The 24,600-nt window shown below is 70.8% G+C and carries 24 protein-coding genes; 11 read left to right on the forward strand and 13 right to left on the reverse strand.

Translation table 11 applies throughout. From position 1 onward, the window contains the following. Positions 1 to 264 precede the first annotated feature (264 nt). Both ABD285_RS13555 and ABD285_RS13560 read left to right on the forward strand, forming a co-directional pair. Positions 265 to 861, forward strand: a complete 597-nt coding sequence (locus tag ABD285_RS13555; RefSeq protein WP_284255071.1) for a vitamin K epoxide reductase family protein — start codon at positions 265 to 267, stop codon at positions 859 to 861. Between the two features lie 58 nt (positions 862 to 919). Then, the gene (locus tag ABD285_RS13560) at positions 920 to 1,777 is read left to right on the forward strand and encodes a thioredoxin domain-containing protein (protein WP_284255069.1); all 858 of its coding nucleotides are present in this window, start codon (positions 920 to 922) and stop codon (positions 1,775 to 1,777) included. A gap of 67 nt (positions 1,778 to 1,844) precedes the next feature. Here ABD285_RS13560 and ndk read toward each other — a convergent pair whose 3' ends face one another. From ndk to ABD285_RS13585, 5 genes are all read right to left on the reverse strand, one after another. Continuing rightward, positions 1,845 to 2,261, reverse strand: a complete 417-nt coding sequence (gene ndk, locus ABD285_RS13565) for a nucleoside-diphosphate kinase (protein WP_284255068.1) — start codon at positions 2,259 to 2,261, stop codon at positions 1,845 to 1,847. 2 nt (positions 2,262 to 2,263) lie between these two features. Next, positions 2,264 to 2,614, reverse strand: a complete 351-nt coding sequence (locus tag ABD285_RS13570) for a DUF4233 domain-containing protein (RefSeq protein ID WP_284255067.1) — start codon at positions 2,612 to 2,614, stop codon at positions 2,264 to 2,266. A gap of 98 nt (positions 2,615 to 2,712) precedes the next feature. After that, positions 2,713 to 4,089, reverse strand: a complete 1,377-nt coding sequence (locus ABD285_RS13575; RefSeq protein WP_284255066.1) for a bifunctional folylpolyglutamate synthase/dihydrofolate synthase — start codon at positions 4,087 to 4,089, stop codon at positions 2,713 to 2,715. After that, on the reverse strand, positions 4,086 to 7,286 hold the full coding sequence (ileS, locus tag ABD285_RS13580; RefSeq protein ID WP_344203017.1) for an isoleucine--tRNA ligase: 3,201 nt from the start codon (positions 7,284 to 7,286) through the stop codon (positions 4,086 to 4,088). The genes ABD285_RS13575 and ileS overlap by 4 nt, the downstream gene beginning before the upstream one ends. A 204-nt stretch (positions 7,287 to 7,490) precedes the next feature. Then, positions 7,491 to 8,024, reverse strand: coding sequence for a TetR/AcrR family transcriptional regulator (locus ABD285_RS13585; protein ID WP_284255065.1), 534 nt, complete (start codon positions 8,022 to 8,024; stop codon positions 7,491 to 7,493). Between the two features lie 62 nt (positions 8,025 to 8,086). Between ABD285_RS13585 and ABD285_RS13590 the strand changes: the two genes are divergently transcribed. Next, a complete protein-coding gene (locus tag ABD285_RS13590) occupies positions 8,087 to 9,430 on the forward strand; it encodes an MFS transporter (protein WP_284255064.1) in 1,344 nt (447 codons plus the stop codon). A gap of 80 nt (positions 9,431 to 9,510) precedes the next feature. Then, positions 9,511 to 10,539, forward strand: a complete 1,029-nt coding sequence (locus ABD285_RS13595) for a hypothetical protein (protein WP_344203019.1) — start codon at positions 9,511 to 9,513, stop codon at positions 10,537 to 10,539. Here ABD285_RS13595 and ABD285_RS13600 read toward each other — a convergent pair. From ABD285_RS13600 to ABD285_RS13625, 6 genes are all read right to left on the reverse strand, one after another. Then, the gene (locus ABD285_RS13600) at positions 10,517 to 11,605 is read right to left on the reverse strand and encodes a Gfo/Idh/MocA family protein (RefSeq protein ID WP_284255062.1); all 1,089 of its coding nucleotides are present in this window, start codon (positions 11,603 to 11,605) and stop codon (positions 10,517 to 10,519) included. The genes ABD285_RS13595 and ABD285_RS13600 overlap by 23 nt on opposite strands. After that, a complete protein-coding gene (locus ABD285_RS13605) occupies positions 11,602 to 12,384 on the reverse strand; it encodes a ThuA domain-containing protein (protein WP_284255061.1) in 783 nt (260 codons plus the stop codon). The genes ABD285_RS13600 and ABD285_RS13605 overlap by 4 nt, the downstream gene beginning before the upstream one ends. 37 nt (positions 12,385 to 12,421) lie before the next feature. Then, entirely contained in the window at positions 12,422 to 13,240 is an 819-nt protein-coding gene (locus ABD285_RS13610) for a carbohydrate ABC transporter permease (RefSeq protein ID WP_284255060.1), read from the reverse strand. A 12-nt stretch (positions 13,241 to 13,252) separates the two neighbouring features. After that, positions 13,253 to 14,218 carry a carbohydrate ABC transporter permease gene (locus ABD285_RS13615; RefSeq protein ID WP_425565038.1) on the reverse strand — a complete coding sequence of 322 codons (966 nt, stop codon included), beginning with the start codon at positions 14,216 to 14,218 and terminating at the stop codon, positions 13,253 to 13,255. Between the two features lie 40 nt (positions 14,219 to 14,258). Beyond that, entirely contained in the window at positions 14,259 to 15,464 is a 1,206-nt protein-coding gene (locus ABD285_RS13620; protein ID WP_284255059.1) for a sugar ABC transporter substrate-binding protein, read from the reverse strand. A 91-nt stretch (positions 15,465 to 15,555) separates the two neighbouring features. Next, positions 15,556 to 15,732 (reverse strand): hypothetical protein, encoded by a 177-nt coding sequence (locus ABD285_RS13625; protein ID WP_284255058.1) that lies wholly within the window; start codon positions 15,730 to 15,732, stop codon positions 15,556 to 15,558. 162 nt (positions 15,733 to 15,894) lie between these two features. Between ABD285_RS13625 and ABD285_RS13630 the strand changes: the two genes are divergently transcribed. The 6 genes from ABD285_RS13630 to ABD285_RS13655 all read left to right on the forward strand — a co-directional run bounded on the left by ABD285_RS13630 (position 15,895) and on the right by ABD285_RS13655 (position 21,564). Then, on the forward strand, positions 15,895 to 16,947 hold the full coding sequence (locus ABD285_RS13630; RefSeq protein ID WP_344203023.1) for a LacI family DNA-binding transcriptional regulator: 1,053 nt from the start codon (positions 15,895 to 15,897) through the stop codon (positions 16,945 to 16,947). 66 nt (positions 16,948 to 17,013) lie between these two features. Then, positions 17,014 to 17,664 (forward strand): hypothetical protein, encoded by a 651-nt coding sequence (locus ABD285_RS13635; protein ID WP_284255056.1) that lies wholly within the window; start codon positions 17,014 to 17,016, stop codon positions 17,662 to 17,664. A gap of 123 nt (positions 17,665 to 17,787) precedes the next feature. Next, the gene (gene valS, locus ABD285_RS13640) at positions 17,788 to 20,343 is read left to right on the forward strand and encodes a valine--tRNA ligase (protein ID WP_344203025.1); all 2,556 of its coding nucleotides are present in this window, start codon (positions 17,788 to 17,790) and stop codon (positions 20,341 to 20,343) included. A 23-nt stretch (positions 20,344 to 20,366) separates the two neighbouring features. Beyond that, positions 20,367 to 20,813, forward strand: a complete 447-nt coding sequence (locus ABD285_RS13645) for a GNAT family N-acetyltransferase (protein WP_344203027.1) — start codon at positions 20,367 to 20,369, stop codon at positions 20,811 to 20,813. 38 nt (positions 20,814 to 20,851) lie between these two features. Continuing rightward, positions 20,852 to 21,382, forward strand: a complete 531-nt coding sequence (locus ABD285_RS13650) for a hypothetical protein (RefSeq protein WP_284255054.1) — start codon at positions 20,852 to 20,854, stop codon at positions 21,380 to 21,382. Then, entirely contained in the window at positions 21,379 to 21,564 is a 186-nt protein-coding gene (locus tag ABD285_RS13655; protein WP_344203030.1) for a hypothetical protein, read from the forward strand. The genes ABD285_RS13650 and ABD285_RS13655 overlap by 4 nt, the downstream gene beginning before the upstream one ends. 6 nt (positions 21,565 to 21,570) lie before the next feature. Here ABD285_RS13655 and ABD285_RS13660 read toward each other — a convergent pair whose 3' ends face one another. Both ABD285_RS13660 and ABD285_RS13665 read right to left on the reverse strand, forming a co-directional pair. Beyond that, positions 21,571 to 21,777, reverse strand: coding sequence for a hypothetical protein (locus ABD285_RS13660; RefSeq protein ID WP_344203032.1), 207 nt, complete (start codon positions 21,775 to 21,777; stop codon positions 21,571 to 21,573). Between the two features lie 20 nt (positions 21,778 to 21,797). Continuing rightward, a complete protein-coding gene (locus ABD285_RS13665; RefSeq protein ID WP_344203034.1) occupies positions 21,798 to 22,418 on the reverse strand; it encodes an ArsR/SmtB family transcription factor in 621 nt (206 codons plus the stop codon). A 106-nt stretch (positions 22,419 to 22,524) separates the two neighbouring features. Here ABD285_RS13665 and ABD285_RS13670 point away from each other — a divergent pair, with 106 nt between their 5' ends. Further along, the gene (locus tag ABD285_RS13670) at positions 22,525 to 24,585 is read left to right on the forward strand and encodes a M3 family metallopeptidase (RefSeq protein ID WP_344203036.1); all 2,061 of its coding nucleotides are present in this window, start codon (positions 22,525 to 22,527) and stop codon (positions 24,583 to 24,585) included. Positions 24,586 to 24,600 lie beyond the last annotated feature (15 nt).

Below are 24,600 nucleotides of genomic sequence, written 5' to 3' on the forward strand. Positions count from 1 at the left end.
GCGCCGATTCGGCTCCGCTAATCCTGTCCATCGCCCCATCGGTGGGGACGTCGCGCCCTGTCACGGCGCTCGCGCTCTCTCACGGCACTCTTCGCAACTGGCATGCGACGCGGTGCAGTGCTGCACTCGCGGCCCGGTATGCCCGGTAAGCCTTTATCCGTGGTTCCGTCCCGAGCGCGGCTCGGAGCGGTGACCGAGTGCGATTATCTCACGACTGGGCGCGCGCACCGGCATCCACGCATCGGGTGTTGCCATAATCCCCCCGTGACCGACGCCGCTCCCGCCTCGCGACGCCCCTGGGCTTACGCGATCTTCCTGATCATCGCCGGAGCCTCCGGCTGGTGGGCCTCCTTCCAGCTCACGCTCGACAAGTTCGCGATCCTGGAGCACCCCAAGACGGCGCTGAACTGCAACATCAGCCCATTCGTGCAGTGCGGCACGAACCTGAACTCGCCCCAGGGCTCCGCCTTCGGATTCCCCAATCCGATCATCGGCCTCGGCGGGTTCGCGGCGGTGATCGCCGTCGGCGTCACCCTCCTGGCGGGCGCGCGCGTCGCGAACTGGTACTCGTGGATCTTCAACCTCGGGGTCGCCGGCGCGCTCGCCTTCGTGATCTGGCTCATCGGGCAGAGCGCCTACGTGCTCGGCACGCTGTGCCCCTGGTGCGCGCTGGTCTACCTGGTGATGTTCCCGCTGTTCTGGATCGTCACCCTGCGCAACGCCGCGCACGGCGTCTTCGGCGCGGCCATCACTCCGGCAGGGCGCGCGCTGCTGCCGTGGGCGGTGCCGATCGCGATCGTCTGCCTCATCACGGTCGGGCTGATCTTCCAGCTGCAGCTCGACGTGCTGCACCACCTCTGAGCTGCTTCTTCAGTAGCCTCACAGAGTCCTCCGACCACCGACACTTAGGTTCCACACCGTGCCCGAAGAGCGACTTACCAAGAATCAGCGACGAGAGCAGGCCCGTGAGCTCGCCCGCAAGGAGCGCGAGAAGGCGCAGCGTCGGGATCGCCTGCGCAAGATCCTGATCCCGGTCGTGGTCGTCGTCGTGCTGCTGGCCGCGGCCGGCATCACCACCGCGGTCATCGTCAATCAGCCCAAGCCAGCGCCGGTGAGCGCCAACGGACCGAAGAACATGATCGGGGATGGCATCGTCCTGACCGGCAAGGGCGGCAAGATCGTCGCGACCCGGTCCGCGGGCATCAAGAAGGGCGACTCGCCGTCGCCGATCCCGACCGACACGTCGGCGGGCGCGCCCATCCACATCACGACCTACGTCGACTGGGCCTGCCCGGTGTGCAAGACGTTCGAGGAGGCCAACTCGTCGTACATCTCCGGGCTCGTGAAGTCGGGCAAGGCGGTGCTCCAGGTGATGCCGGTCGCCATCGTCGACCGCAGCTACCAGACGTCGCGGTATTCGAGCCGCGCGAACAACGCCGCCGCGTGCGTCGCGAACTACGACCCCGACGATTTCCTGACGGTGCAGAAGGCGTTCTACGACAACCAGCCCCAGGAGGGCTCGACCGGCCTGACCGACACGCAGATCGTCAACCTCGTCAAGAAGGCCGGGCTCGACGACGGCAAGGTGACGTCGTGCATCAACGGCGAGAGCTTCAAGAAGTGGGTCTCCGCGGCGACGACCCGCGCGACCAACGACCCGACGCTGCAGGGGGCTCAGGGCTTCGGCACGCCGACGGTGTTCGTCAACGGCAAGCAGTACACGACGATCACCGAGGACAACGCGACCTTCAAGGCGTTCGTCGAGTCGGCATCCTGACCGGTGCATGAAATCCGTGCGTCGGCCTCGGCCCGACGTGCGGATTTCGTGCAGCCGCCTGCGCGGGTCAGGCGAACCAGAGGTCCAGTTCCCGCTGGGCCGTCTCCGGGGCGTCCGAGCCGTGCACGAGGTTCTGCTGCACCTTGAGGCCCCAGTCGCGGCCGAGGTCGCCGCGGATGGTGCCGGGGGCGGCCGCGGTCGGGTCGGTCGTGCCGGCGAGGGAGCGGAATCCCTCGATCACGCGGTCGCCGGCCACCCGCATCGCGACGACCGGACCGGACTGCATGAACTCGACGAGCGGTTCGTAGAACGGCTTGCCCTCGTGCTCCGCGTAGTGCCGGGCGAGCAGTTCGCGGTCGGCGGTGAGCATCCGGATGTCGACGAGCTGGTAGCCCTTCGCCTCGATGCGGCGCAGGATCTCGCCGGTCAGGCCGCGGGCGACGCCGTCCGGCTTGACGATGACGAGAGTCTCTTCGACGGGCATGGTCACTCGCTTTCCGCCGGCGGGCGCCGGCGCTCGATCTGGCGGGAACGGACGAAGCAGTAGATCCAGAGGGCGGCGAACACGGCGCCGACGACGTACATCGCGGGCGTCAGGATGCCGAGCAGGATGAGCCCGAGCTGGGCGACGGCGCCCGCGTAGACGGCCCACGTCCAGCGCTGCAGGCCCGCGAGCGCGACCAGCACCACGAGGGCGATGCCGCCGCCGAGCAGGGCGGGCAGCGGGGCGAGCACATGCAGGCCGAAGACGACGAGCGCGGCGAAGAAGATCACCGCGGCCTCCATGCCGAGCACGATCGACAGCAGCGACTCGCGCAACGATCGCGTGCGGCGCACGCGCCCCGCGGGTTGAGGAGCGCCCGGCGCAGCCGGACGCGTCTCGAAACCCTCACCGCGATCCGGGTTTCGAGATGCGTCGCCTCCGGCGGCGCTCCTCAACCCGCGTCACCGCCCTTCCATCCCTCGGCGTCCGCGAGCGCGATGGCCTCGCCCACGAGCGTGATCGACCCGGTGACGACGACCGCACGGCGGGGCGCCGCGGCGGCCCAGTCGCGGGCCGAGGCCAGCGCGAGGCCGGCATCCGTGAAGGAGAAGACGGTGTCGCCGGGCGCGACGCCGCCGACCAGGTCGGCGAGCTCCTCGACGGGGCGCGCCCGCTCGGAGGCCGTGGTCGTCACGAAGAACTGGGTCGCGAACGGGGCGAGCTCCTCGACGATCCCGTGCGCGTCCTTCTCGCGCAGGATGCCGAGCACCACCGTGATCTCGTCGAAGTCGAAGTACTCGGTGATCGCGTTCGCGAGCGCGGCCGCGCCGTGCGGGTTGTGCGCGGCGTCGACGATCACGGTCGGCTCGGTGCCGATGAGTTGAAGGCGCCCCGGAGACGTCGCGGTCGCGAGCCCCTCGGCCACGACATCCGGATCCAGCGCCCGCGTGCCGTCGCCGAGGAACGACTCCACCGCGGCGATCGCTACGCCTGCGTTCTGCGCCTGGTGGTCGCCGTACAGCGGCAGGTAGAGGCCGCGGTACTCGCCCGCCCGCCCGCGGACGTCGATGACCTGGCCGCCGACCGCGACCGTCGTGGACTCGAGGGCGAAGTCGACGCGCTCCACGGCGACGGTCGCCTCGTCGTGCTCCGCGGCCTCCCGCAGCTCGTCGAGCGCCTCGATCGGCTGGATCGCCGTGACGACCGACGCCGCGGGCTTGATGATGCCCGCCTTCGTGCGCGCGATCTCGGCGATCGTGCGGCCGAGCCGCTCGACATGGTCCAGCGCGATGGGGGTGAAGACCGCCACCTGCCCGTCGGCGACGTTCGTCGAGTCCCACTCGCCGCCCATCCCGACCTCGAGCACCATGACGTCGACGGGCGCGTCGGCGAAGATCGCGAACGCGAGCGCCGTGAGCGCCTCGAAGAAGCTGAGCGGCGCCTCGCCCGCCGCGATGAGCTCGGCGTCGACGATGAGCAGATAGGGCCGGATGTCGTCCCAGTTGCGCGCGAACGCCTCGTCGCTCACCGGCCGGCCCTCGATCATGATCCGCTCGGTCACCCGCACGAGGTGCGGGCTGGTGAGCAGGCCGGTCTTCAGGCCGCTGGCGCGCAGCAGGGACTCGATCATCCGGCTCGTCGAGGTCTTGCCGTTGGTGCCCGTGATGTGCACGACGGGCGCCGACCGCTGCGGGTCGCCGAGCAGCTCGACGGCGCGGCGGGTCGCCTCCAGCCGCGGCTGCGGCGTGGCCTCGCCCACGCGGGCGAGGAGCTCCGCGTAGGCCGTGTCCGCCGCTTCCCGGAAGCGCTCCTCGTCGTCGGAGCTCACGCGCGCGTCACCGTGATCTGCACGGTCCGATTCTCCCCCACCGTGACGCTGCCCGCCGCCCCGATGGCGACGTCGAGCGCGGTGGCGAGGGTCTCACCCGCGACCAGCTCGCGGTGCGCCTCGATGGCCGCGACGACCGCCTCGTCGCCGACGAGTACCAGCGCGATCCGGTCGCCGACCTCGAGCCCGGCGTCCTTGCGCGCCTGCTGCACGGCCCGCACGACGTCGCGCGCCAGGCCCTCGGCCTCGAGCTCCGGCGTCACGGCGGTGTCGAGCACGATGAAGCCGCCGCCGGGAAGGAAGGCGATCGCCTGGTCGGCGTCGGCCGCCTGCAGCTCCAGCTCGTACTCGCCCGGCTCGAGCGCGACGCCGCCTGCGGTGACCGCGTCGCCCTCCTGTGCCCAGTCGCCGGACTTCGCCGCCTGGATGACGCGCTGCACCTCCCTGCCGATCCGCGGTCCGAGGGCCCGGGCGTTCACGCCGAGCCGCCGGGTGATGCCCCACTCGCCGAGGCTCGACTCCCCCAGCGGCGCGAACGCGACCTCCTTGAGGTTGAGCTCGTCGCGCAGGATGTCGCCGAACGCGGCGAGCGCGTCGCCGTCGGTGCTGACCACGGTCGCCTTCGCGAGCGGCAGCCGCACCCGCAGCCGGCGCGCCTTGCGCAGCGCGTTGCCGGCCGACGCGATCTCGCGCACGCGGTCCATGGTGCGCACGAGCTCCGGATCGCTCGGGAATTCGGCGGCGTCCGGCCAGTCGGTCAGGTGCACGCTGCGCCCGCCGGTGAGGCCGCGCCAGATCTCCTCCGTGACGAGCGGCAGGAGCGGCGCCGCCACGCGGCACACCGTCTCGAGCACCGTCGAGAGGGTGTCGAAGGCGTCCCGATCGGTGCCGTCCCAGAACCGGTCGCGGCTGCGCCGCACGTACCAGTTGGTCAGCACCTCGGCGAAGTCCCGCAGGGCGAGCGCCGCGAACGGGCTGTCGAGCGCGTCGAGGTGCTCGGTGACCTGCTCCAGCAGCTCGCGGGTCTTGGCGAGCAGGTAGCGGTCGAGCACGTTCGTGCTGTCGGTGCGGCGGGCCGCGCGGTATCCGCCCGGTCCCGCGGTGTTCGCGTACAGGGTGAAGAAGTAGTACGTCGACCAGAGCGGCAGCAAGAGCTCGCGCACGCCGCCCCGGATGCCCTCCTCGGTGACGACGAGGTTGCCGCCGCGGATCACCGAGCTCGACATGAGGAACCAGCGCATGGCATCCGCGCCGTCGCGATCGAAGACCTCGCTCACGTCGGGGTAGTTGCGCAGCGACTTCGACATCTTCTGCCCGTCGTTGCCGAGCACGATGCCGTGGCTGATCACGTTCGAGAACGCCGGCCGGTCGAACAGCGCCGTCGCGAGCACGTGCATGAGGTAGAACCAGCCGCGGGTCTGCCCGATGTACTCGACGATGAAGTCGGCCGGGTTGTGGCTGTCGAACCACTCCCGGTTCTCGAACGGGTAATGCACCTGCGCGTAGGGCATCGAGCCGGAGTCGAACCAGACGTCGAAGACGTCCTCGATCCGCCGCATCGTCGACGCCCCGGTCGGGTCGTCGGGGTTCGGGCGGGTGAGCTCGTCGACGAACGGCCGGTGCAGATCCACCTCGCCGTCGTCGTTGCGGGGCAGCCGGCCGAAGTCGCGCTCCAGCTCGGCAAGGGACCCGTACACATCCACGCGCGGGTACGCGGGGTCGTCGCTGCGCCAGACCGGGATCGGCGATCCCCAGAACCGGTTGCGGCTCACCGACCAGTCGCGGGCGTTCTCGAGCCACTTGCCGAACTGGCCGTCCTTGACGTTCTCCGGCACCCAGGTGATCTGCTGGTTGAGCTCGAGCATGCGGTCCTTGAGCTCGGTGACGCGCACGAACCAGCTCGACACCGCCTTGTAGATGAGCGGATTGCGGCACCGCCAGCAGTGCGGGTAGCTGTGCTCGTAGCTCTTGACCTGGAACAGGCGTCCGTCGGAGCGCAGCAGCTTGATGAGCTCCGGATTGGCATCCGACCACAGCAGGCCGGCGACCGGGGCGACCTGCGGCAGGAACCTGCCGCCGTCGTCGAGCGACAGCACGACCGGGATGCCGGCCGCGGCGCAGACCACCTGGTCGTCTTCGCCGTATGCGGGCGCCTGGTGCACGATCCCGGTGCCCTCGCCGGTCTCGACGTAGTCGGCGACGAGGATGCGCCAGGCGTTCTCCATGCCCGGCCGGTCCTCGTAGAAGTCCCAGATGCGGTCGTACTGCACGCCGTCGAGCTGGGCGCCGTCGACGCGCAGCCGGCGCGCCTGCACAGCCTCGGTCACCGACTCGTAGCCGAGCTCCTTGAGGTACGCCCCGATGGTGTCGGTCGCGAGGAGGTACTCCTGCGGGCCCTGCACCGACGGGATCACCGAGTACTCGATGCCGGGGCCGACGGCGAGCGCCGCATTGGTCGGGAGGGTCCACGGGGTCGTCGTCCAGGCCAGCGCGTTGACGCCCGTGAGACCCAGCACCTCGGCGCGCTCCCCCACGAGCGGGAAGGTCACGGTGACCGACTGGTCCTGCCGCTGCTGGTAGACGTCGTCGTCCATCCGGAGCTCGTGGTTGCTGAGGGGGGTCTCGTCGTTCCAGCAGTACGGCAGCACGCGGAAGCCCTCGTAGGCGAGCCCCTTGTCGTACAACGACTTGAAGGCCCAGAGCACGCTCTCCATGAAGGTGACGTCGAGTGTCTTGTAGTCGTTCTCGAAGTCGACCCAGCGCGCCTGACGGGTGACGTACTCCTCCCACTCCCGCGTGTAGCGCAGCACCGACTCGCGGGCGCGGGCGTTGAAGACGCCGATGCCCATCTCGCGGATCTCATCCGTCTTCGTGATGCCGAGCTGGCGCATCGCCTCCAGCTCGGCGGGCAGGCCGTGGGTGTCCCAGCCGAACCGGCGGTGCACCTGCTTGCCGCGCATGGTCTGGTAGCGCGGGAAGAGGTCCTTCGCGTAGCCGGTCAGCAGGTGGCCGTAGTGCGGCAGGCCGTTCGCGAAGGGCGGGCCGTCGTAGAAGACCCACTCCGGGCATCCCTCGCGGCGCTGCACGGACGCGCGGAAGGTGTCGTCCTTCTTCCAGAAGGCGAGGATGCCGCGCTCGATCTCGGGGAGGTCGGGACTGGCGGGGACTGCGCCGTTCTCGACGTGCAGCGGGTACATCTCGCGGTTCCTCCTCGTGCGATGGTCTGCACGAGGACGACTCACGCCGCGGTACCACCTCGCTTGCCGATCCCGGGAAACCGGACCGGCCGCTCATTGCACGCGATGACGGGCGCACCCGCTCGGGTCTACTCCCCCGCCTCGCGGCCGGGTTTCTTCCGAGGACTCCCCGGTGATGGCCGGATCGCTGTCGGTATCGCCATGCTACTCGACCCCCTCGCGGAGCACGGCGAGGGCGTCGTCCACGTAGCGACGCAGCGGATCCCGCGCCGACCCGGCGAGCGCCCACGCCTCCCAGCCGACGGAGATCGCGGCGGCCAGCGCGCGGTGGCGCACCCGCGCGGCCAGCCCGTGATCGCCGTCGGCGCGGGCGAGCAGATGCTCGAGCCGCGCGGTGCGCTGCCGGCCCGACTCCGGGAGCTCATCGGCGACGCCCATCGCCTCGGCCTGGCCGACCGCGAGCGGCACGCGGCAGCCGTCGAGTGCGCCCGCGAGCGCCGTGGAAGCCGGCTCCCCGCGGTCCAGCGCCGCCTCCAGCACGTCGAGGGCGTCGTCCACCTCCAGCCAGAGCAGGTCGGACTTGGCGCTCACGTAGGCGAACAGCGTGGCGCGCGCCACGCCGGCGCGCTGTGCGATGTCGGCGAGCGAGGTGGCCGCGTAGCCGCGCTCGAGGAAGAGCTCGCCGGCGGCCTCCTCGATGGTCGCGCGGGAGGAGGCGCGGGGACGTCCTGCGGGCATGGCCGGATCTCCACTAGGCTCGACGGCGGCAATTGATGGACTCCGTCCAGAATAGAGGCTCCGTGACCACCGCGACCGTTCCCGTCGGCTCCGCCCCCGCGCCGGATCCGGCCCCCGCGCCGCCGACCCGGGTCGCGCGCCGGGTGCTGTGGGCCTCCCTGGTCGGCACCTCGCTCGAGTCCTACGACTTCTACATCTTCAGCTACTTCTCCGCGCTGTTCGCCGCCCCGCTCTTCTTCACGCCGCTCGGGCCGGTGGGCGGCACCCTCGCGGCGCTCGCGAACATCGGGGTCGGCTTCGTCATCCGGCCGGTCGGCGCGATCGTGTTCGGACACCTGGGCGACCGGATCGGGCGGCGGCGCACGCTGCTCGTCACGATCCTGCTCATGGGCGTCGCCACCGGCGCCATCGGCCTGCTCCCGTCGTACGCCACGGCCGGATGGCTCGGCGCCGTGCTGCTCGTGCTGCTGCGCCTCGTCCAGGGCTTCTCGCTCGGCGGCGAGTGGGCCGGCGCCGTGCTGCTGGCCTCGGAGCACGCGGGGCAGAAGCGCCACGCGTTCTACGCGGCGGTCCCGCAGCTCGGATCCCCCGTCGGCTCGCTCGCCTCGGCGTTCATCCTGATCGGGTTCATCAACGCGTTCGGCGCGGGGCTCGGGCCGAACGCCCTCGACGGCTGGGCGTGGCGCCTGCCGTTCCTGGTCGCGATCCCGTTCCTGCTCGTCTCGCTCTACCTGCGCTGGTCGATCGACGAGACGCCGGTGTTCCGGGAACTGACCGAGAAGAACGAGCGCTCGCGGGCGCCCTTCCTCGACACCTTCCGGCGACGCCCGCTGGCCGTGCTCCTCGGTGTCGCGGTGGCGCTGCTGGGCATCGGCTCCTACTCCCTCATGAACACCTACACGGTCAACTACGGGGTCAGCCATCTCGGGTTCTCGAGCACCCAGCTGCTCATCGCCACGAGCATCGGCGGCCTCCTGCAGCTCGTGACGATCCCGCTGTTCGGCGCGCTCGCCAACCGGGTCGGGTCGGCGCGGGTCGTCGCGTGGGGCGCCGTCGGCACCCTGGTGATCGCCTTCCCGATGTACTTCCTGCTGCAGTTCGCGACGTTCCCGATCCTGGTCGGCACGATGATCGTCGGCGGCATCCTGCCGACCGCCAGCTGGGCCGCCCTGGGCGGGCTCATGAGCGACCTCTTCCCCGGACGGTTCCGGTACTCCGCGATGTCGATCGCGTACAGCATCGCGGCCGTGATCTCGGGATTCGTCCCGTTCCTCACCGACGGACTCGGTGCGGCGACCGGATTCGCCTGGTGGCATCCGGGTGTCGTGCTGGCGATCATGTCGCTGATCACGGCCGTCGCGGCGTTCGCCTCGGTGCGCCGGAGCCGGCCCGTCGAGACGCTCTGAGAGCCCGCGCTCGGGGGGTCCGCCGCAGTCCGGCGTCGCCGTAGGCTGGGGGTCGCCCCCGCCCACCGCACCGAGGACACATGAGCGACGAGCACGACGACGACGGCCTGAGCGAGCTGTTCGGACCACCCGGGAGGACCGGGCAGCACCCGCAGCGGCCCGCTCCTCAGCAGCCCGAGCCGCAGCAGCCCGAGCCGCAGCAGCCGGCGACCCCGAGCTGGGAGCTTCCGACCACGGCCATGCCGCAGCAGGATGCCCCGCCCCCCGCCACCGAGCCCGCGCCGTCGGAGCCCGCACCCGCGGAGCCCGCTCCCGACCCGCTCGCCTGGCTGCTGGCCGGGCAGCAGGCCGCGCCCACCCCGGTGGCCGAGCCGCCCGCACCGACCACCGCATTCGCGCCCGCGACCAGCCCCGGCGGCGAGCAGCCCCCGGCATCCGCGGCTCCCTCGAGCGCCGACCCGTTCGGCGTCGCGTCCGCGGCCGCCGGCCTCGGCGTCGGCGCCGCGGCGGAGGACCTCGCCACCCGGCGTTTCGAGCCGACGCCGCCCGTCGGTGGCGACGACGGCGACGGCCCGGTGGGTCCGGGCAACAACCGCCGCACCCTCCTCATCCTCGGGATCGTCGGCGGCGTGCTGCTCATCGCGATCATCGTGCTGGGCATCGTGCTGCTCGCGCGCGGCTCGGCGCCGACGCCGACGCACTCGACCTCGCACTCGCAGTCCCCGTCGGCGTCCGAGACCCCGAGTTCCTCGCCCACCCCGAGCCAGACCCCCAGCGCGACGCCGACCCCCACGCCCACACCCACGCCGACCCCGACCGTGGCGCCGCCACCCCTTCCGACCGTGTCGGCCAAGGCGACCTCGCCGGACTGCACCGACCCGACGAAGACCGACGCGCCGTTCACGATCAACTACTCGTCGAGCAACGCCACCGTGGTGAAGCTGGCCAACGGCAGCACGATCGTCGCGCAGGAGGCTCCCCCCGCCGCCTTCCCGGGGCTCCAGTACGACTGCACGGCCGCGGCTCCCAGCTACACCGTCACCGCGACGGGGCCCGGCGGCGACTCCGCGCCGGTGACCGTACCGATCACGCCGACGACGAAGCCGTAGCCGACATCGCCTCGAGCGCCCCACGCAGATCCTGCCGCGGCGCGCGCTCGATCGCGCTCGCGCGGGCCCGGGCGAGCAGCTCCGCGATCTCGACCCGCCGGCCGGTCTCGGCCGACTCCACGGCCGCCTCGACCATCGCCAGCGACCGGATGTTGCGCCCGATCGCCCCGGACGGCTCCTCGCCGGATCGCACCGCGCTCACGAACTCGGCGAGCGCGCCCGCGATCTCCTCCGCGGCGCCGGGAGCGAGGTCGGCATCCCCGCGTGCACTGGAGCGCACGCGGTGCTCGCCGTCCCACGTGGCGGTGCCGTCGGGGCCACTCGCTCGCCACACGCCGTTCCACGAGGTCTCGAGCCCCTCGGCGACCCAGCTGCCCGTGTACTGATAGCGCGTGCCGTCGTCGAACCGGAACACGGCGCAGGCCGCGGCGTCCCCGTCGAACCAGCTCCACGACGGGTTCCACGCCTCGCACCACACCGAGACGGGATCGGCCCCGAGCAGGTAGCGGGCCGCATCGAAGGCGTGCACGGCCATGTCGACCAGCAACGGATGCGCCATCTCCTCCCGGAAGCCGCCGAAGTGCGGTCCGCGGAAGAACTCGGTCGTGAGCACCCCCGCCCCGCCGATCTCGGCGATCGCCTCGCGGTAGCGCTCGAGCGACGCGTAATAGCGGCGCGACTGGCTGATCATGAGCAGGCGTCCGGTCACCTCGGCCGCCGCCGCCTGCACGAACGCGTCGGCCACGGTGGGCGCTGCCGGCTTCTCGCACAAGACGGGCAGCCCCGCGAAGAGCGCCTCGACGTTGACGGCGGTGTGCGCGACCGGCACGGTCACGTCGATCACGGCATCGGCATCCACTCGTTCGAGCAGCGCTCCGAGGGATCCGGCCACCTCGGTCCGGAACCCGATCGCCTCGAGCGCCGACCGGGCGAGGGTCTCGTCGAGATCGGCGACGCCGACGAGCTCGACGTCGGGTGAAGCCTGGATCGTCCGCAGCCAGTTGCGCCCCATCGCGCCGGCACCCACCTGGACGACGCGCAGCGGCGTCGCCGCGGCACCCGTCACTCGGCCTGCTCCGTGTTGTGCATCGCGCCCGCGTAGCCGTGGCCGGTGAAGAAGTCGCCCGAGTCGTAGCGCAGCAGGGTCGGGAGCGCGCGCTCACCGTCGCTCCTGGCCCACTCGACCCCGTTGGCGATGACGTGCAGCACATCGGGGTGGTGGTACACGGGGTAGTCCTGGTCGCCCGGGCTGAAGTAGAAGATCCTGCCGTTGCCGCGGCGGAACGTCATGCCGCTGCGGAACACCTCGCCCCCGGTGAACGAACTGATGAAGATCAGCTCGTCGGGCGCCGGGACGTCGAACTGCTCTCCGTACATCTCCTGCGCCGGGATCTCGATCGGGTGCGGGATGCCGCGGGCGATCGGGTGGGTCGGATCCACCGTCCAGACCAGCTCCCGGTCGTTGTCGCTGCGCCAGCGCAGCGTGCAGGTCGTGCCCATGAGCTTGCCGAAGATCTTCGACCAGTGCCCGGAGTGCAGCACGAGCAGGCCCATGCCGGACAGCACGTGGCGGTGCACGCGCTCCACGACCTCGTCCGAGACCTCCGCGTGCGCGGCGTGCCCCCACCAGGTGAGCACATCCGTGCGGGCGAGCACCTCCTCGGTGAGCCCGTGCTCCGGGTCGTCGAGGGTCGCCGTCGTCACCACGGCGCGGTCGCCGAGATACCCCTCGATGCCGCGACGGATCGCGTTGTGCATCCCGTCCGGGTAGATCTCGGCCACGTGCGGCTCGAGCTGCTCGTGGCGGTTCTCGCCCCAGACGAGGACGCGGATGGGGGTGCTCATGGTGTGGTTCTTCCTTCTGTGATCGTCGACTGCGGGACTACTTGAGCGCTCCGCCGAGCGCGCCGGCGGCGATGTAGCGCTGCGCGACGATGAGCAGCACGATGGCGGGGATCGACGCCAGGACGGCGGTCGCCATCACGGGACCCCAGTTCTGCACGTTGCCGCTCAGGTACTGGTAGATGCCGAGGGTGACCGGGCGCACCTTGTCGCTCGTCGTGAGCGTCAGGGCGAAGGTGAAGTCGCTCCAGGTGAAGAGGAACGTGAACAGGGCCGCCGTGATGATCGAGTTCCGGCTGATCGGCACGACGATCGACCAGAACGCGCGGAACTGGCTCGCGCCGTCGACGCGTGCCGCCTCGACGAGCGAGGCCGGGATCCCCAGCATGAAGGCCCGCATGATGAGCACCGCGAACGGGATGCCGAGCGAGGCGTCCGCGAGGATCAGCCCCAGATAGCTGTCGAGCAGCCGCAGGTCGTTGAACGCCGTGTACAGCGCGTTGGCGATCACGATGCCCGGGATCATCTGCGCGATGAGCAGCGCGAGCAGCACGATGCCCTTGCCGCGCAGCCCGAACCGCGCGAGCGCATAGGCGGCTGGTGCGGCGACCACGAGGGTCAGGATGACCGAGCCGATCGCGACGATGAGGCTCGTGCCGAGGTTCCCGAGCTGCTGCGAGAACGCCGCCTGGTACCCGGAGGTGTCGACTCGCGCCGGGAACGGCGCACTGCTGACGGCGCTGCCGTTGGCCTGCAGCGACGCGTTGACCATCCAGTAGACGGGGAAGACCATGACGGCCAGGAACAGCACGCCCAGGATGGTGAACGGGAGCCTGCGGCCGAGCGAGTCGCGCTTCATCGATGTCGTCTCCTACTCGTCGACGGCGCGGCGGTTGAGCCGCAGGTACACGATGCTGAAGGCCAGCGAGATCACGATCAGGATGTTGCTGACCGCCGCGCCCTGGCCGAAGGTGAAGTCGACGAACGAGTAGTGGTACGAGCTCGTCGCGAGGGTCTGGGTGGCGTTCGCCGGCCCGCCGCCGGTGAGCCCGAGGATGATGTCGAGCACCTTGAGCGTGTAGACGACGCCCAGCACCAGCACCACGCTCACCACCGGCCGCAGATTCGGCCAGGTGATGTAGCGGAACGCCTTCCAGCCGGTCGCGCCGTCGAGCGACGCGGCCTCGTACAGTTCGCCCGGGATGTCCTGCAGCCCGCTGTAGAGGATCGTCACATTGAACGGGATGCCCAGCCAGATGTTCACGATGATGACCGCGACGAGCGCGACGTCGGGGCTGGAGAGCCACGGGATCGGCGCCGGGATCACGTGGATCGCCAGGAGCGTCTGGTTGACCACCCCGCTGTCCTGATCAAGCATCCACTTCCACACCGCGCTCGACGCGATGAGGGGCAGCAGCCACGGCAGCAGGAGAAGTGCTCGGAGCACCCCGGCGAGCGGGAACCGGCGGCGGAAGAACAGGGCGAGCAGCAGCCCGAGGATGAACTGCCCGACGATCGAGCCGATCGTGAACAAGGCGGTGTTGATGAGGGTGGTCGAGAAGAGCGAGCTCCTGATCACCTCGAGGTAGTTGCCGATGCCGACCCACGGCGCCTCTCCGGTGAAGAAGGTGCGGGTGCCGTAGTCCTGGAAGCTCATCGTGATGTTCTTCACGATCGGGAATCCGAAGAACAGCACGATGTAGGCGAGCGCCGGCAGCAGGAACAGCCACTGGGTGAGGCCGAGGCGCCGGCGGGCGCGGCGACCCTCCGGCCGTTGCGCGCCCCGGAGGGAGGTGAGGTCGCGGGAGCGGCCGGCCGCCGCGTCGATGGTGGTCACGATGTCACTCCTCCTCTTCTCCGGGGCGCGCGATGCCGTGCTAGTTGGAGCCCTGCGCCTGCTTGAGCGCCGCCGACGGCGTCGCCTTGCCGGTCAGCGCGAGCTGCTCGGCGGTGTAGATCTTCGTCGCGGCCTTCGGCCAGTCCGCGCCGAGCTCGCCCGTGCGGGCGCGGGCGTGCGAGACGACCTCGACGAACGGCTGGATGAGCTTGTTCGAGGCACCCACCTTGGCCGCCGTGGCGAGGTTCGCCGGCACGTCTCCCTCACCCTGGGCGATCGTGACCTGGTTCTTGGAGCTCGTGATGCACTTCACGAGCTTGCCGGCCGTGGTCATCGTGCCCCTGTCGCCGGTCTCCGGCACCGTGAACGCCTCGCCACCGAGGGGCGCGACGGCGGTCTGGGATGCCGTCCGCGTCGGCATCGGAACGGTCGCCCAGTGCAGGTCGGGGAATTTCGCCAGCGAACCGAACTGCCACGGGCCGTTCTCCATCATCGCGGCCTTCCCCGCCGTGAACTGGTCGAGGGCGTCGGACTGCGCCCAGTTGATCGAGGCCTTCGAGATGGAGCCGTCGTTCATCATGTCGACGAGGAACTGCAGCGCCTGAGCCGTCTGCGGAGTGTCGATGTTCTTCTCATCGCCGCCGTTGGTCCACATGAAGGGCAGGAACTGCCAGGTGCCCTCGTAGGTGTTGATCCCGCTGAACGCGAAGCCGTACACCCCGTTGCCGGTGAGCTGCTTCGCGTCGGACCGGAGCTCGTCCCAGGTCTTCGGGGGCGTGAGGCCCGCCTTGGTGAACATGTCGGTGTTGTAGAAGAGGGCGAGGGAGTTGACCGCCGGCGCGAGACCGTACAGGTCGCCCTTGTAAGTGCCGGCCTTGACCACGGCGGGGGCGAATCCATCGCCGGAGATGCCGTAGTCCTTGAGCGGCGAGAGTGCGCCGGACGAGGCGATCTGCTGGACGTCCGGGTTGTCGAGCATCAGCACGTCGGGCAGGTTCTTCGCCGACGCCTGCTGCAGCACCTTCGCGATGAGGCCGGCCCCGGGAACGTGGGTCGCCTTGATCGTGACGCCGAGCGCGGTGCCGCAGGTGTTGTAGACACCCTCCATGACCTTGTCCTGCGGCGACTGGTAGTAGTCCTCGACGGTGAGGGTGGTCGTGCCGGACGATCCTCCGCCGCTGGAACAGGCGGCCAGCGCCGTTCCGATCAGCAGCGCCGCTGTCGCGGCCGCCGCCAGAGTGGTCATCTTTCGCATGTGATTGACTCCTTCTGCCGGAGGTCTCCGGCGGATCTGCGCACGCCCGGTCGCAACGGCGCGTGTGCGGTGAGCAGGGGTGTCATTCCCACGCCCGCGCGGCGAGAGCCGCGCCGGGCGCTCCGTTCGGCGGCCGGCCGGAGACGGCATCCCGGGGTCGCTGCTCCGGGATGCCGGGACCGAGCGCGTCGCCGACGAAGTCGAGCTGCCGTCCGCGCACGACGGGGAGGCGGTCGGGGGCATCATCGCTCCTGCTCACGTCGTCGTCGGGGAATCGGCTAAGCGCTTTACCAACGCTCGCCAGCCATTGTGGACAGAGCGTGCACGCCCTGTCAACGAAATCTTCTAAGCGCTTTACCGGGGACCGCGATCCACCTGGGATACTGAGCCCACGCGCCGTCGGCGCGGGCAGGAGGTGCGCATGGCCACGATGCAGGACGTCGCCGACCGCGCCGGCGTCTCCATCGCGACCGTCTCGTACGTCGTCAACGGCACGAAGAACGTCTCGCCCCCGACACGGGCGCGGATCGAAGCCGCGATGGACGAACTGCGCTATCGCCGCAACGTGGTCGCCCGGGCACTGGCGAGCTCCCGCACGCATATCGTCGCGCTCCTGCATCCCGTGCTCGGCAACCGGCTCGGCGGCACCGTCATGGGCTTCGTGATCGCCGCGTCCAACGGTGCGCGCGCCCGCGGGTACGACCTGGTGCTCTGGCCGGTGGAGGACGAGGAGCAGATGTCGCACCTGCTGGCCGGCGGCCTCGTCGACGGCGCGCTGCTCATGGAGGTCCGCGTGCACGATCCGCGCGTCGACGAGCTGGTCACCTCGTCGGTGCCGTTCGCGCTCATCGGTCGCACCCACGACGAGACCCTCCCCTTCGTCGACATCGACTTCGCCGCCACCATCGACACCGCGATGCGGCATCTCACCGACCTCGGCCACCAGGCGATCGCCCTCGTCGACGGGAACGACGAGACGGGCTGGGTCGCCGACCTCGGGCCGACGGTGCGCACGGAAGCCGCGTATCGCGAGCACATGACGGCGGTCGGCGGTCGATCGGTCGTCATCTCCGTGCCGCCGAACGCGGCGGGCGGAATCGAGGCCGCCCGCCGCCTGCGCGACGAGGCGCCCGAGGTCACCGCCATCCTGCTGATGAACGAGCAGGCGGCGACCGGGCTGGTCAGGGGGCTGCGCGAGCTCGGGCGCTCCGTCCCGAGCGACGTCTCCATCGTCGCCGTCTCCTCCTCGATCGAGATGGGCGAGATGGTCGATCCCGTGCTCACCGTGCTCGAGGCGCCCGCCCGGGAGTTGGGGCAGCTGGGCATCGACGCGCTCATCGATCAGCTCGAGGGCGTCGACACCAGCCGCCGGCAGGTGCTTCTGCCGTGCACGCTCGTGCTGGGGGAGTCCACGGCTCCCCCGCCTCGCGCGCGCCCCCCGGCGGGGCCGGCCGCGCGCCCGGGCGGCCATTGAGCGCGACCGATCCGGCCCCCTAGAGTGTGACCCGTCCGCGAGCCGCATCGACGGAGAGGACGGTCCATGAGCGACGACCCGACGCAGCGCCTGGACATGTCGCCCGGCGGCGAGCCCGCACCGGATGCCGCCGCCACGTCACGCGACCGCCGCACCCTGCTCATCGTCCTCATCGTGATCGGCGCTGCCGTGCTGATCGGACTCATCGTCACCGTCGTGCTGCTCCTGCTCGGCACGGGTCGACCACAAGCGCTCGCGACCGCCAGCGCCACCCCGACCACGGCGGGCGCCGAGCCGACACCGGTCGCCACGAGCGCCGTCCCGCGCCCGACGGCGACCTCGACTGCCGAGGGTGGCGGCTCGCAGAACGGCGGCACCGCACCCCAGCCCACCGGTGGCGTCTTCACCGCATTCACCGCGCCCGCCACCGTGCGCTGCGAGGCGCCCGCGACGAACTTCACCCCGCCGCCGATCAAGGTCCGGGTGTCGTGGCAGACGATCCGCACCGACTCGGTCTGGTTCGTGCAGGGCACGAGCGACGCGGCCGACTCGCAGTACATGCAGGTGCCCGTGAGCGGCAGCCAGGAGGACTTCCCCTACGAGGTCGACTTCGCGTGCGGCTCCGCTTCCGCCACGTACAACCTCACGCTCGTCGGCTCGGACGGCCGGCACGTGCAGAAGATCTGGACCGTCACCAACACGGGCGACCGCTTCTAGCGACCTCGGTCCCGGGCCGCGCGATGCGCGGGCCCGCCGTACGTCGCGCCCGTAGACTGAGCCGGTCACAACCAGGCACCTCCCCACCGACACGGTGCCGCGCATATCGAACCGGAGCCCGTCATGACGTCTGCCATCCCCGGACCTGCCATCCCCGAGCGGCCCGCCCTCGAAGGGCTGGAGCAGAAGTGGTCCGCCGACTGGGAGCAGGCGGGCGTCTACCGGTTCGACCGCGCCGCCGCGCTCGAAGCCGGCCGCGCCGCGCTCTACAGCATCGACACGCCGCCGCCCACGGCATCCGGATCGCTCCATATCGGGCACGTGTTCAGCTACACCCACATGGACCTCGCCGCGCGGTTCCAGCGGATGCGCGGCAAGCACCTGTTCTACCCGATGGGCTGGGACGACAACGGGCTGCCGACCGAGCGCCGCGTACAGAACTACTACGGCGTGCGCTGCGACCCCTCGCTGCCCTACGTCGCGGACTTCACGCCGCCGCACCACGGCGACGGCAGCGGCAAGCCCGCCGACCAGGTGCCGGTCTCACGCCGCAACTTCATCGAGCTGTGCGAGCGGCTGACCGAGGAGGACGAGGTCCAGTTCGAGGACCTCTGGCGCGCCCTCGGCCTGAGCGTGGACTGGTCGCTGACCTACCGCACCATCGGCGCCGAGGCGCAGCGCGCGGCGCAGCGCGGCTTCCTGCGCAACCTCGCCCGAGGCGAGGCCTATCAGGCGGACGCCCCCTCCCTCTGGGACGTCACGTTCCGTTCCGCGGTGGCGCAGGCCGAGCTCGAGGATCGCGACCAGCCGGGCGCGTACCACCGCGTCGCATTCCACGCGGCCGACGGCTCCCCCGTGTTCATCGAGACCACGCGACCGGAGCTGCTGCCCGCGTGCGTGGCCCTCGTCGCGCATCCCGACGACGAGCGCTACCAGGCGCTGTTCGGCACCACCGTGACGACGCCGCTGTTCGGCGTCGAGGTGCCCGTCGTGGCGCACCACCTCGCCCAGCAGGACAAGGGCTCCGGCATCGCCATGATCTGCACCTGGGGCGACCTGACCGACGTCATCTGGTGGCGCGAACTCGACCTGCCCGCCCGCGCCGTGATCGGCCTCGACGGCCGGCTCGTCGCGGAGGCGCCCGCCGCCGAGCTGTTCACCGACGCCGGCCGCGCGGTCTACGCGGAGCTGGCGGGCAAGACGGTGTTCAGCGCGAAGCAGCGGATCGTCGAGCTGCTCGGCGAGGCGGGCGAGCTGGAGGGAGCGCCCAAGCCGATCCAGCATCCGGTCAAGTTCTACGAGAAGGGCGACCGCCCGCTCGAGATCGTCTCGACCCGGCAGTGGTACATCTCCAACGGCGCCCGCGACGAGGCGCTGCGCGATCGGCTCATCGAGGCCGGGCGCGCGATCGGATTCCATCCGGAGCATATGCGGGTGCGCTACGAGAACTGGGTCGGCGGCCTCACCGGCGACTGGCTGATCTCGCGGCAGCGATTCTTCGGCGTGCCGATCCCGGTCTGGTACCCGCTCGACGCGGCCGGCGAGGCCCTGCGCGAGCAGCCGATCGTGCCGGGAGAGCATCTGCTGCCGGTCGACCCGGCCTCCGACCCCGCGCCCGGCTACGACGAGGCGCAGCGCGGGCAGCCGAACGGCTTCGTCGGCGAGCTCGACATCATGGATACCTGGGCGACCTCGTCGCTCACGCCCCAGATCGCCGGCGGGTGGGAGACCGACCCGGAGCTGTTCGGTCTCGTCTTCCCGTACTCGCTGCGCTCGCAGGGGCAGGACATCATCCGGACCTGGCTGTTCTCGACCGTGCTGCGCGCGCAGCTCGAGCACCACGAGGTGCCCTGGGCCGATGCCGGCATCTCCGGATTCATCGTCGATCCCGACCGCAAGAAGATGTCGAAGTCGAAGGGCAACGTCGTCACGCCCGGCGCGCTGCTTCAGGAGCACGGGTCGGATGCCGTGCGCTACTGGGCCGCATCGAGTCGCCTCGGCACCGACGCGGCCTTCGATCCGCAGAACCCCAAGACCATGAAGATCGGCCGGCGCCTCGCGATCAAGGTGCTCAACGCGGCGAAGTTCGTGTACTCGTTCCCGGGTGAGCCCGGTGCGGTGACGGCGCCGCTGGACGTGGACATGCTCGCCGAGCTCGCCGTCGTGGTGCGCGAGGCGACCCACGCGTACGACCAGTACGACCACGCCCGCGCCCTCGAGGTCACCGAGCAGTTCTTCTGGACCTTCTGCGACGACTACCTCGAGCTCGTGAAGGAGCGGGCGTACGCGGGCGACGCGAGCGCGGTCACCGCGCTTCGGACGGCGCTCGATGTGCTGCTGCGCCTGCTCGCCCCCGTCATCTCCTTCGCGACCGAGGAGGTGTGGAGCTGGACGCACGAGGGATCGATCCACACCGCGGCCTGGCCGGTGCTCGACGCCGAGGCCCCGCGCGGGCTGCTGCCGGCCGTGAGCGCGGCGCTCATCGGCATCCGGCGCGCGAAGACCGACGCGAAGGCCTCGCAGAAGACCCCCGTGCGGTCGGCGACGATCGCGGGGCCGGCGATCCTGGCGGAGGCGGCCGACGACCTGCGCGCGGTCGGCCGGATCGCGCAGCTGTCGTTCACCGGGGCCGACGAGATCGCCATCACGGCGATCGACCTCGACGAGAGCGCCGCGTAGCGAGGTCGGCGTAGGGTCCGAGGATGGCCACCGTGCGCGACATCCGGCGGGACGACCTCCCGGCCTGGCGGGGGTTGTTCCGCGCCTACGGCGCGTTCTACGAGACCGCCTTCGACGACGCCCAGCTCGACCACGTCGGCGAGCTCCTGCTGGACTCCGCGTCGGGGATCGACGTGATCGTGGCCGAGGACGACGCCGGGCGGGTCGTCGGATTCGCGCACTTCCGCTCGCATCCCGACACGTTCTCGGCCGGGCACGACTGGTTCCTCGACGACCTGTTCGTCGAGCCCGACACCCGCGGCGGCGGCATCGGCTCCGCACTCGTCGAGGCGGTGGCGCAGCGGGCCCGGGCGACGGGCCCGGCCGGCACACTGCGCTGGATCACCGCGCAGAGCAATGAGCGCGCGCAGCGGGTCTACGACCGGGTGGCCCGTCGCACCACCTGGGTCACCTACGAGAAGGACCTCTGACGAACGCGCGGCACACGGGAACGGCGGCAGCGGCCGCCATGCTCGTCGCGCTGACCCTCCTGCTCTCCGGATGCTTCCCCGCCCCGCCCTCGCAGGACGGCCTGGCGCAACCCGACGCCGTCACGCCGTATCCGGAGCTCACCGACGTCACGGTGGTGCGGTTCTGCCCGCCGATGGTGGGCGCCCACTTCGACGGCGTGGTCGGCCCGCTCGACCGCGTCTACGCGTGCAGCACGAACGTCTCGCTCCCGAGCGACGGGATCACGACCTACGGTCCGTGGCAGCTCGCCTACCTGCTGCCCCACCCGGCGGCGCTGCTGAGGGCGTACGCGGCGCCGAACGCGGTCGCCCGGCCGGCGGGCCAGTGCGGCACGGTCATCGTCGACCCGCTCATGGTGTGGGTCGACCGGGGCGGCGACTTCGCGGCCTACTATGCCCCCGTGGACGGATGCGGAGCGCCGACGGTCGCGGCGGCGAAGGCGTACGACGACAGCCGGCGGATCGTCGTCGCCGATGCCGATACGGGAGCCCCGCTGTACAACCCCTTCCAGCCCGGCCGGGGGTCGTGATGCAGCTCGGTGGACGTTGGTCGGTCGGCGCGACGCCCCCGGGCCGGCTGCCGCAGGACCTGCTCGCGCGGATCGCCGAGGTCGAGGCGACGTTGCCGCCCGACACGACGCTGCGCTGGACCCTGACATGGCTGGAGGGCCGCCCCGTCGTCGAACTCGACGACGGAACGACCCTCGGCTGAGATCGCTCAGAACACCCGCAACAGGCGCGCCTGGGCGGTCGCCGCCTCGTGCTCGGCGATCGCCTGCTCGCGCACGCGGGCCCGACGCACGTCCTCCCGGTCCAGGGGCTGCGCCGCGTGCCGCCCCCAGGTCTCCAGCATCCGGCCGACCCGGATGGCCGCCGCCGCCAGCCCCGTGGGCCGCGGTTCGCAGATGATGACTCCCGCGCTCATATGCTCAACTCCTCCGCTCATCAGGAATTCTCCTCGGCACCACCGACATCGGCGGGGCCCGGAATGGGCTCCGCATCGACGATCGGGATGCCGTTGATCTGCAGCTGAACAGGCCGCGCGCCGGGCTCGGTCTGGGCGCGCGAGATCTTGATGTACGGCTTGACCAGCTCCTGCAGTTCGTCGTTCAGTCGCCGGAGCTGCGCGAGGGTCAAGCGCAGGTTCGAGACGTCCATGATCCCGGCCTCGAACCAGTCGTGGCTGAGCAGCACCTCGCCGCGCGACAGGTAATCGTTGACGATCTGCCGCTGGTTGCGCACCCACTCGGAGAGGATCATGTCGCTCGCCGCGCGCTCGACGCTCTCGGGCGCGAAGTCGTACCCGCGCAGCGTGATCCCGCCGGGCACCCTCTCCCACCAGCGCTCGCGACCCGATCCGCGCCCTTCGACCTCGCGCACGAGGCCGTTCTTCTCGAGTTGACGCAGGTGGTAACTCGTGGCGCCGCTGGACTCCCCCAGCCGTTCGCCCAGCTTGCTGGCCGTCGCCGGCCCGTAGGTCGACAGCGCGTCCAGGAGCGCCACGCGCAACGGGTGCGCGAGGCCCTTCAGGGCTTCGGTGTCGAGAACGCGGGACTGATCGGCCATGTGTCCAAAGATAGCATTGCAAAGATCCCTTTGCAACTCATCCTTTGCAGCGGTTTATTTGCAGAGGTCTCTTTGCACGTCGCGGGTCGCCTCGTAGGCTGGCCGCATGGTCTCGTCTGCGAATCCCTTCTTCGACCCCAGCACCCTCCCGTTCGGCTTCCCGCCGTTCGCCGACATCCGCGACGAGCACTACGAGCCCGCGTTCGAACGGGGCATGGCCGATCAGCTCGCCGAGATCCAGGAGATCGTGCGCGGCCGCGACGAGCCGACGTTCGACAACACTCTCGTGCCGCTGGAGCGCAGCGGGCAGATCCTCGAGCGGGTCGGGTACGTGTTCTTCAACAAGAGCTCGTCCGACTCCAGCGACTTCACGAACGAGCTCGAGGAGCGCATCGCGCCGAAGCTCGCGGCCCATCACGACGCGATCCTGCTCGACCCCATGCTCTACTGGCGGGTCAAGACCATCCACGACGCCATCCAGGCCGGCGGCGACGCCGCCGCCGGGCTCGACGCCGAGCAGCGCTACCTCGTCGAGCGCTGGTACACGGAGATGACGATCGCCGGAGCCGCCCTCGACGACGCGCAGAAGCGGCGCCTGCGCGAGCTGAACCAGGAGATCTCGACCCTCACCACCCGGTTCGAGAAGAACCTGCTGAACGACACCAACGAGCTCGCGGTGCACGTCACCGATGTGGCGGAGCTGGCCGGGCTCGGCGAGGGCGAGGTGTCGGCCGCGCGCGAGGCCGCCGCCGCGCGCGACCTCGAGGGCTGGCTCGTCACCCTCGTGCTGCCCACCGGGCACCCGTGGCTGGCGTCGCTCACCGACCGCGGGCTGCGCGAGCGGATCATGACGGCATCCCGCTCACGGGGCGGCCGCGGCGGCGAGCACGACAACCGCGAGAACGTGCTGCGCATCGCCCGCCTGCGCGCCGAGCGCGCCGAGCTGCTCGGGTTCTCGTCGCATGCGGCGGCCGTCACGGCCGACGAGACGGCCCGCACGCCGGAGGCCGTGGCCGACATGCTGGGCCGCCTGGCTCCCGCCGCGGCCCGCAACGCACGCGCCGAGCAGGCCGACCTGGCCGCGGTCGCGGGCGACCTCGACGGCGGGCTGCGCGCCTCGGACTGGAGCTTCTACACCGAGAAGGTGCGCGCCGAGAAGTACGACGTCGACACCGCGGCACTGCGCCCGTGGTTCGAGGCGGAGCGCGTGCTGCACGACGGCGTCTTCTACGCCGCGCACCTGCTGTACGGCGTGAGCTTCACCGAGCGCCCCGATCTCGTCGCCTACCACCCCGATGCGCGCGTGTTCGAGGTGAGCAACGAGGACGGCTCGGCGCTCGGCCTCTACATCCTCGACCTCTACACGCGCGACTCGAAGCGCGGCGGCGCGTGGATGAACCCGCTCATCTCGCAGGACGAGCTTCTGGGGCATCCCGGCTCGGTCGTGGTCAACAACCTCAACGTTCCGAAGCCCGCCGCCGGCCAGCCGACGCTGCTGACCTTCGACGAGGTGTCGACGTTCTTCCATGAGTTCGGGCACGCGCTGCACGGACTGTTCGCGCACGTGACGTATCCGAAGTTCTCGGGCACGAACGTGTTCCGCGACTTCGTCGAGTTCCCGAGCCAGGTCAACGAGATGTGGATGCTGTGGCCCGAGGTGCTGGAGAACTACGCCCGGCACCACGAGACGGGCGAGCCGCTGGATCCGGCCGTCGTGGAGCGCATCCGGGAGTCGGAGCAGTTCAACCAGGGCTTCGCGACGTCGGAGTACCTGGGTGCCGCGCTGCTGGACCAGGCCTGGCACAAGCTGTCGAGCGCCTCCGCCGAGGCGATCACCGACGTGGCCGCGTTCGAGGCCGACGCCCTGCGTGCGGTCGGCCTCGACGACCCGCTCGTGCCGCCGCGCTACGGCAGCACGTACTTCGCCCACGTGTTCTCGGGCGGCTACGACGCGGGCTACTACTCCTATATCTGGAGCGAGGTGCTCGACGCCGACACGGTCGAGTGGTTCAAGGAGAACGGCGGCCTCACCCGCGCCAACGGCGACCGGTTCCGCTCGCGCCTGCTCGGCGTCGGCGGATCGAAGGACCCCCTCGAGGCCTACCGCGACTTCCGCGGTCGCGACGCCGACATCGCGCCGCTCCTGAAGCGCCGCGGGCTCGACTAGCGCCTCAGCCCGACG

The organism is Pseudolysinimonas kribbensis (assembly GCF_039531715.1).
In the GTDB taxonomy this organism is placed as follows: Bacteria; Actinomycetota; Actinomycetes; order Actinomycetales; family Microbacteriaceae; genus Pseudolysinimonas; species Pseudolysinimonas kribbensis.

Coding starts and splice junctions, on each gene's coding strand:
- ileS (WP_344203017.1), bottom strand. CDS start 7,286: ATGTACCCGCTGCACGTCGAGAACGGCGCAGTCCCCGCCAGTCCCGAC.
- ABD285_RS13635 (WP_284255056.1), top strand. CDS start 17,014: ATGAGCGACGACCCGACGCAGCGCCTGGACATGTCGCCCGGCGGCGAG.
- ABD285_RS13620 (WP_284255059.1), bottom strand. CDS start 15,464: ATGACCACTCTGGCGGCGGCCGCGACAGCGGCGCTGCTGATCGGAACG.
- ABD285_RS13585 (WP_284255065.1), bottom strand. CDS start 8,024: ATGCCCGCAGGACGTCCCCGCGCCTCCTCCCGCGCGACCATCGAGGAG.
- ABD285_RS13630 (WP_344203023.1), top strand. CDS start 15,895: ATGGCCACGATGCAGGACGTCGCCGACCGCGCCGGCGTCTCCATCGCG.
- ABD285_RS13605 (WP_284255061.1), bottom strand. CDS start 12,384: ATGAGCACCCCCATCCGCGTCCTCGTCTGGGGCGAGAACCGCCACGAG.
- ABD285_RS13595 (WP_344203019.1), top strand. CDS start 9,511: ATGAGCGACGAGCACGACGACGACGGCCTGAGCGAGCTGTTCGGACCA.
- ABD285_RS13610 (WP_284255060.1), bottom strand. CDS start 13,240: ATGAAGCGCGACTCGCTCGGCCGCAGGCTCCCGTTCACCATCCTGGGC.
- ABD285_RS13645 (WP_344203027.1), top strand. CDS start 20,367: ATGGCCACCGTGCGCGACATCCGGCGGGACGACCTCCCGGCCTGGCGG.
- valS (WP_344203025.1), top strand. CDS start 17,788: ATGACGTCTGCCATCCCCGGACCTGCCATCCCCGAGCGGCCCGCCCTC.
- ABD285_RS13665 (WP_344203034.1), bottom strand. CDS start 22,418: ATGGCCGATCAGTCCCGCGTTCTCGACACCGAAGCCCTGAAGGGCCTC.
- ABD285_RS13650 (WP_284255054.1), top strand. CDS start 20,852: ATGCTCGTCGCGCTGACCCTCCTGCTCTCCGGATGCTTCCCCGCCCCG.
- ABD285_RS13670 (WP_344203036.1), top strand. CDS start 22,525: ATGGTCTCGTCTGCGAATCCCTTCTTCGACCCCAGCACCCTCCCGTTC.
- ndk (WP_284255068.1), bottom strand. CDS start 2,261: ATGCCCGTCGAAGAGACTCTCGTCATCGTCAAGCCGGACGGCGTCGCC.
- ABD285_RS13660 (WP_344203032.1), bottom strand. CDS start 21,777: ATGAGCGCGGGAGTCATCATCTGCGAACCGCGGCCCACGGGGCTGGCG.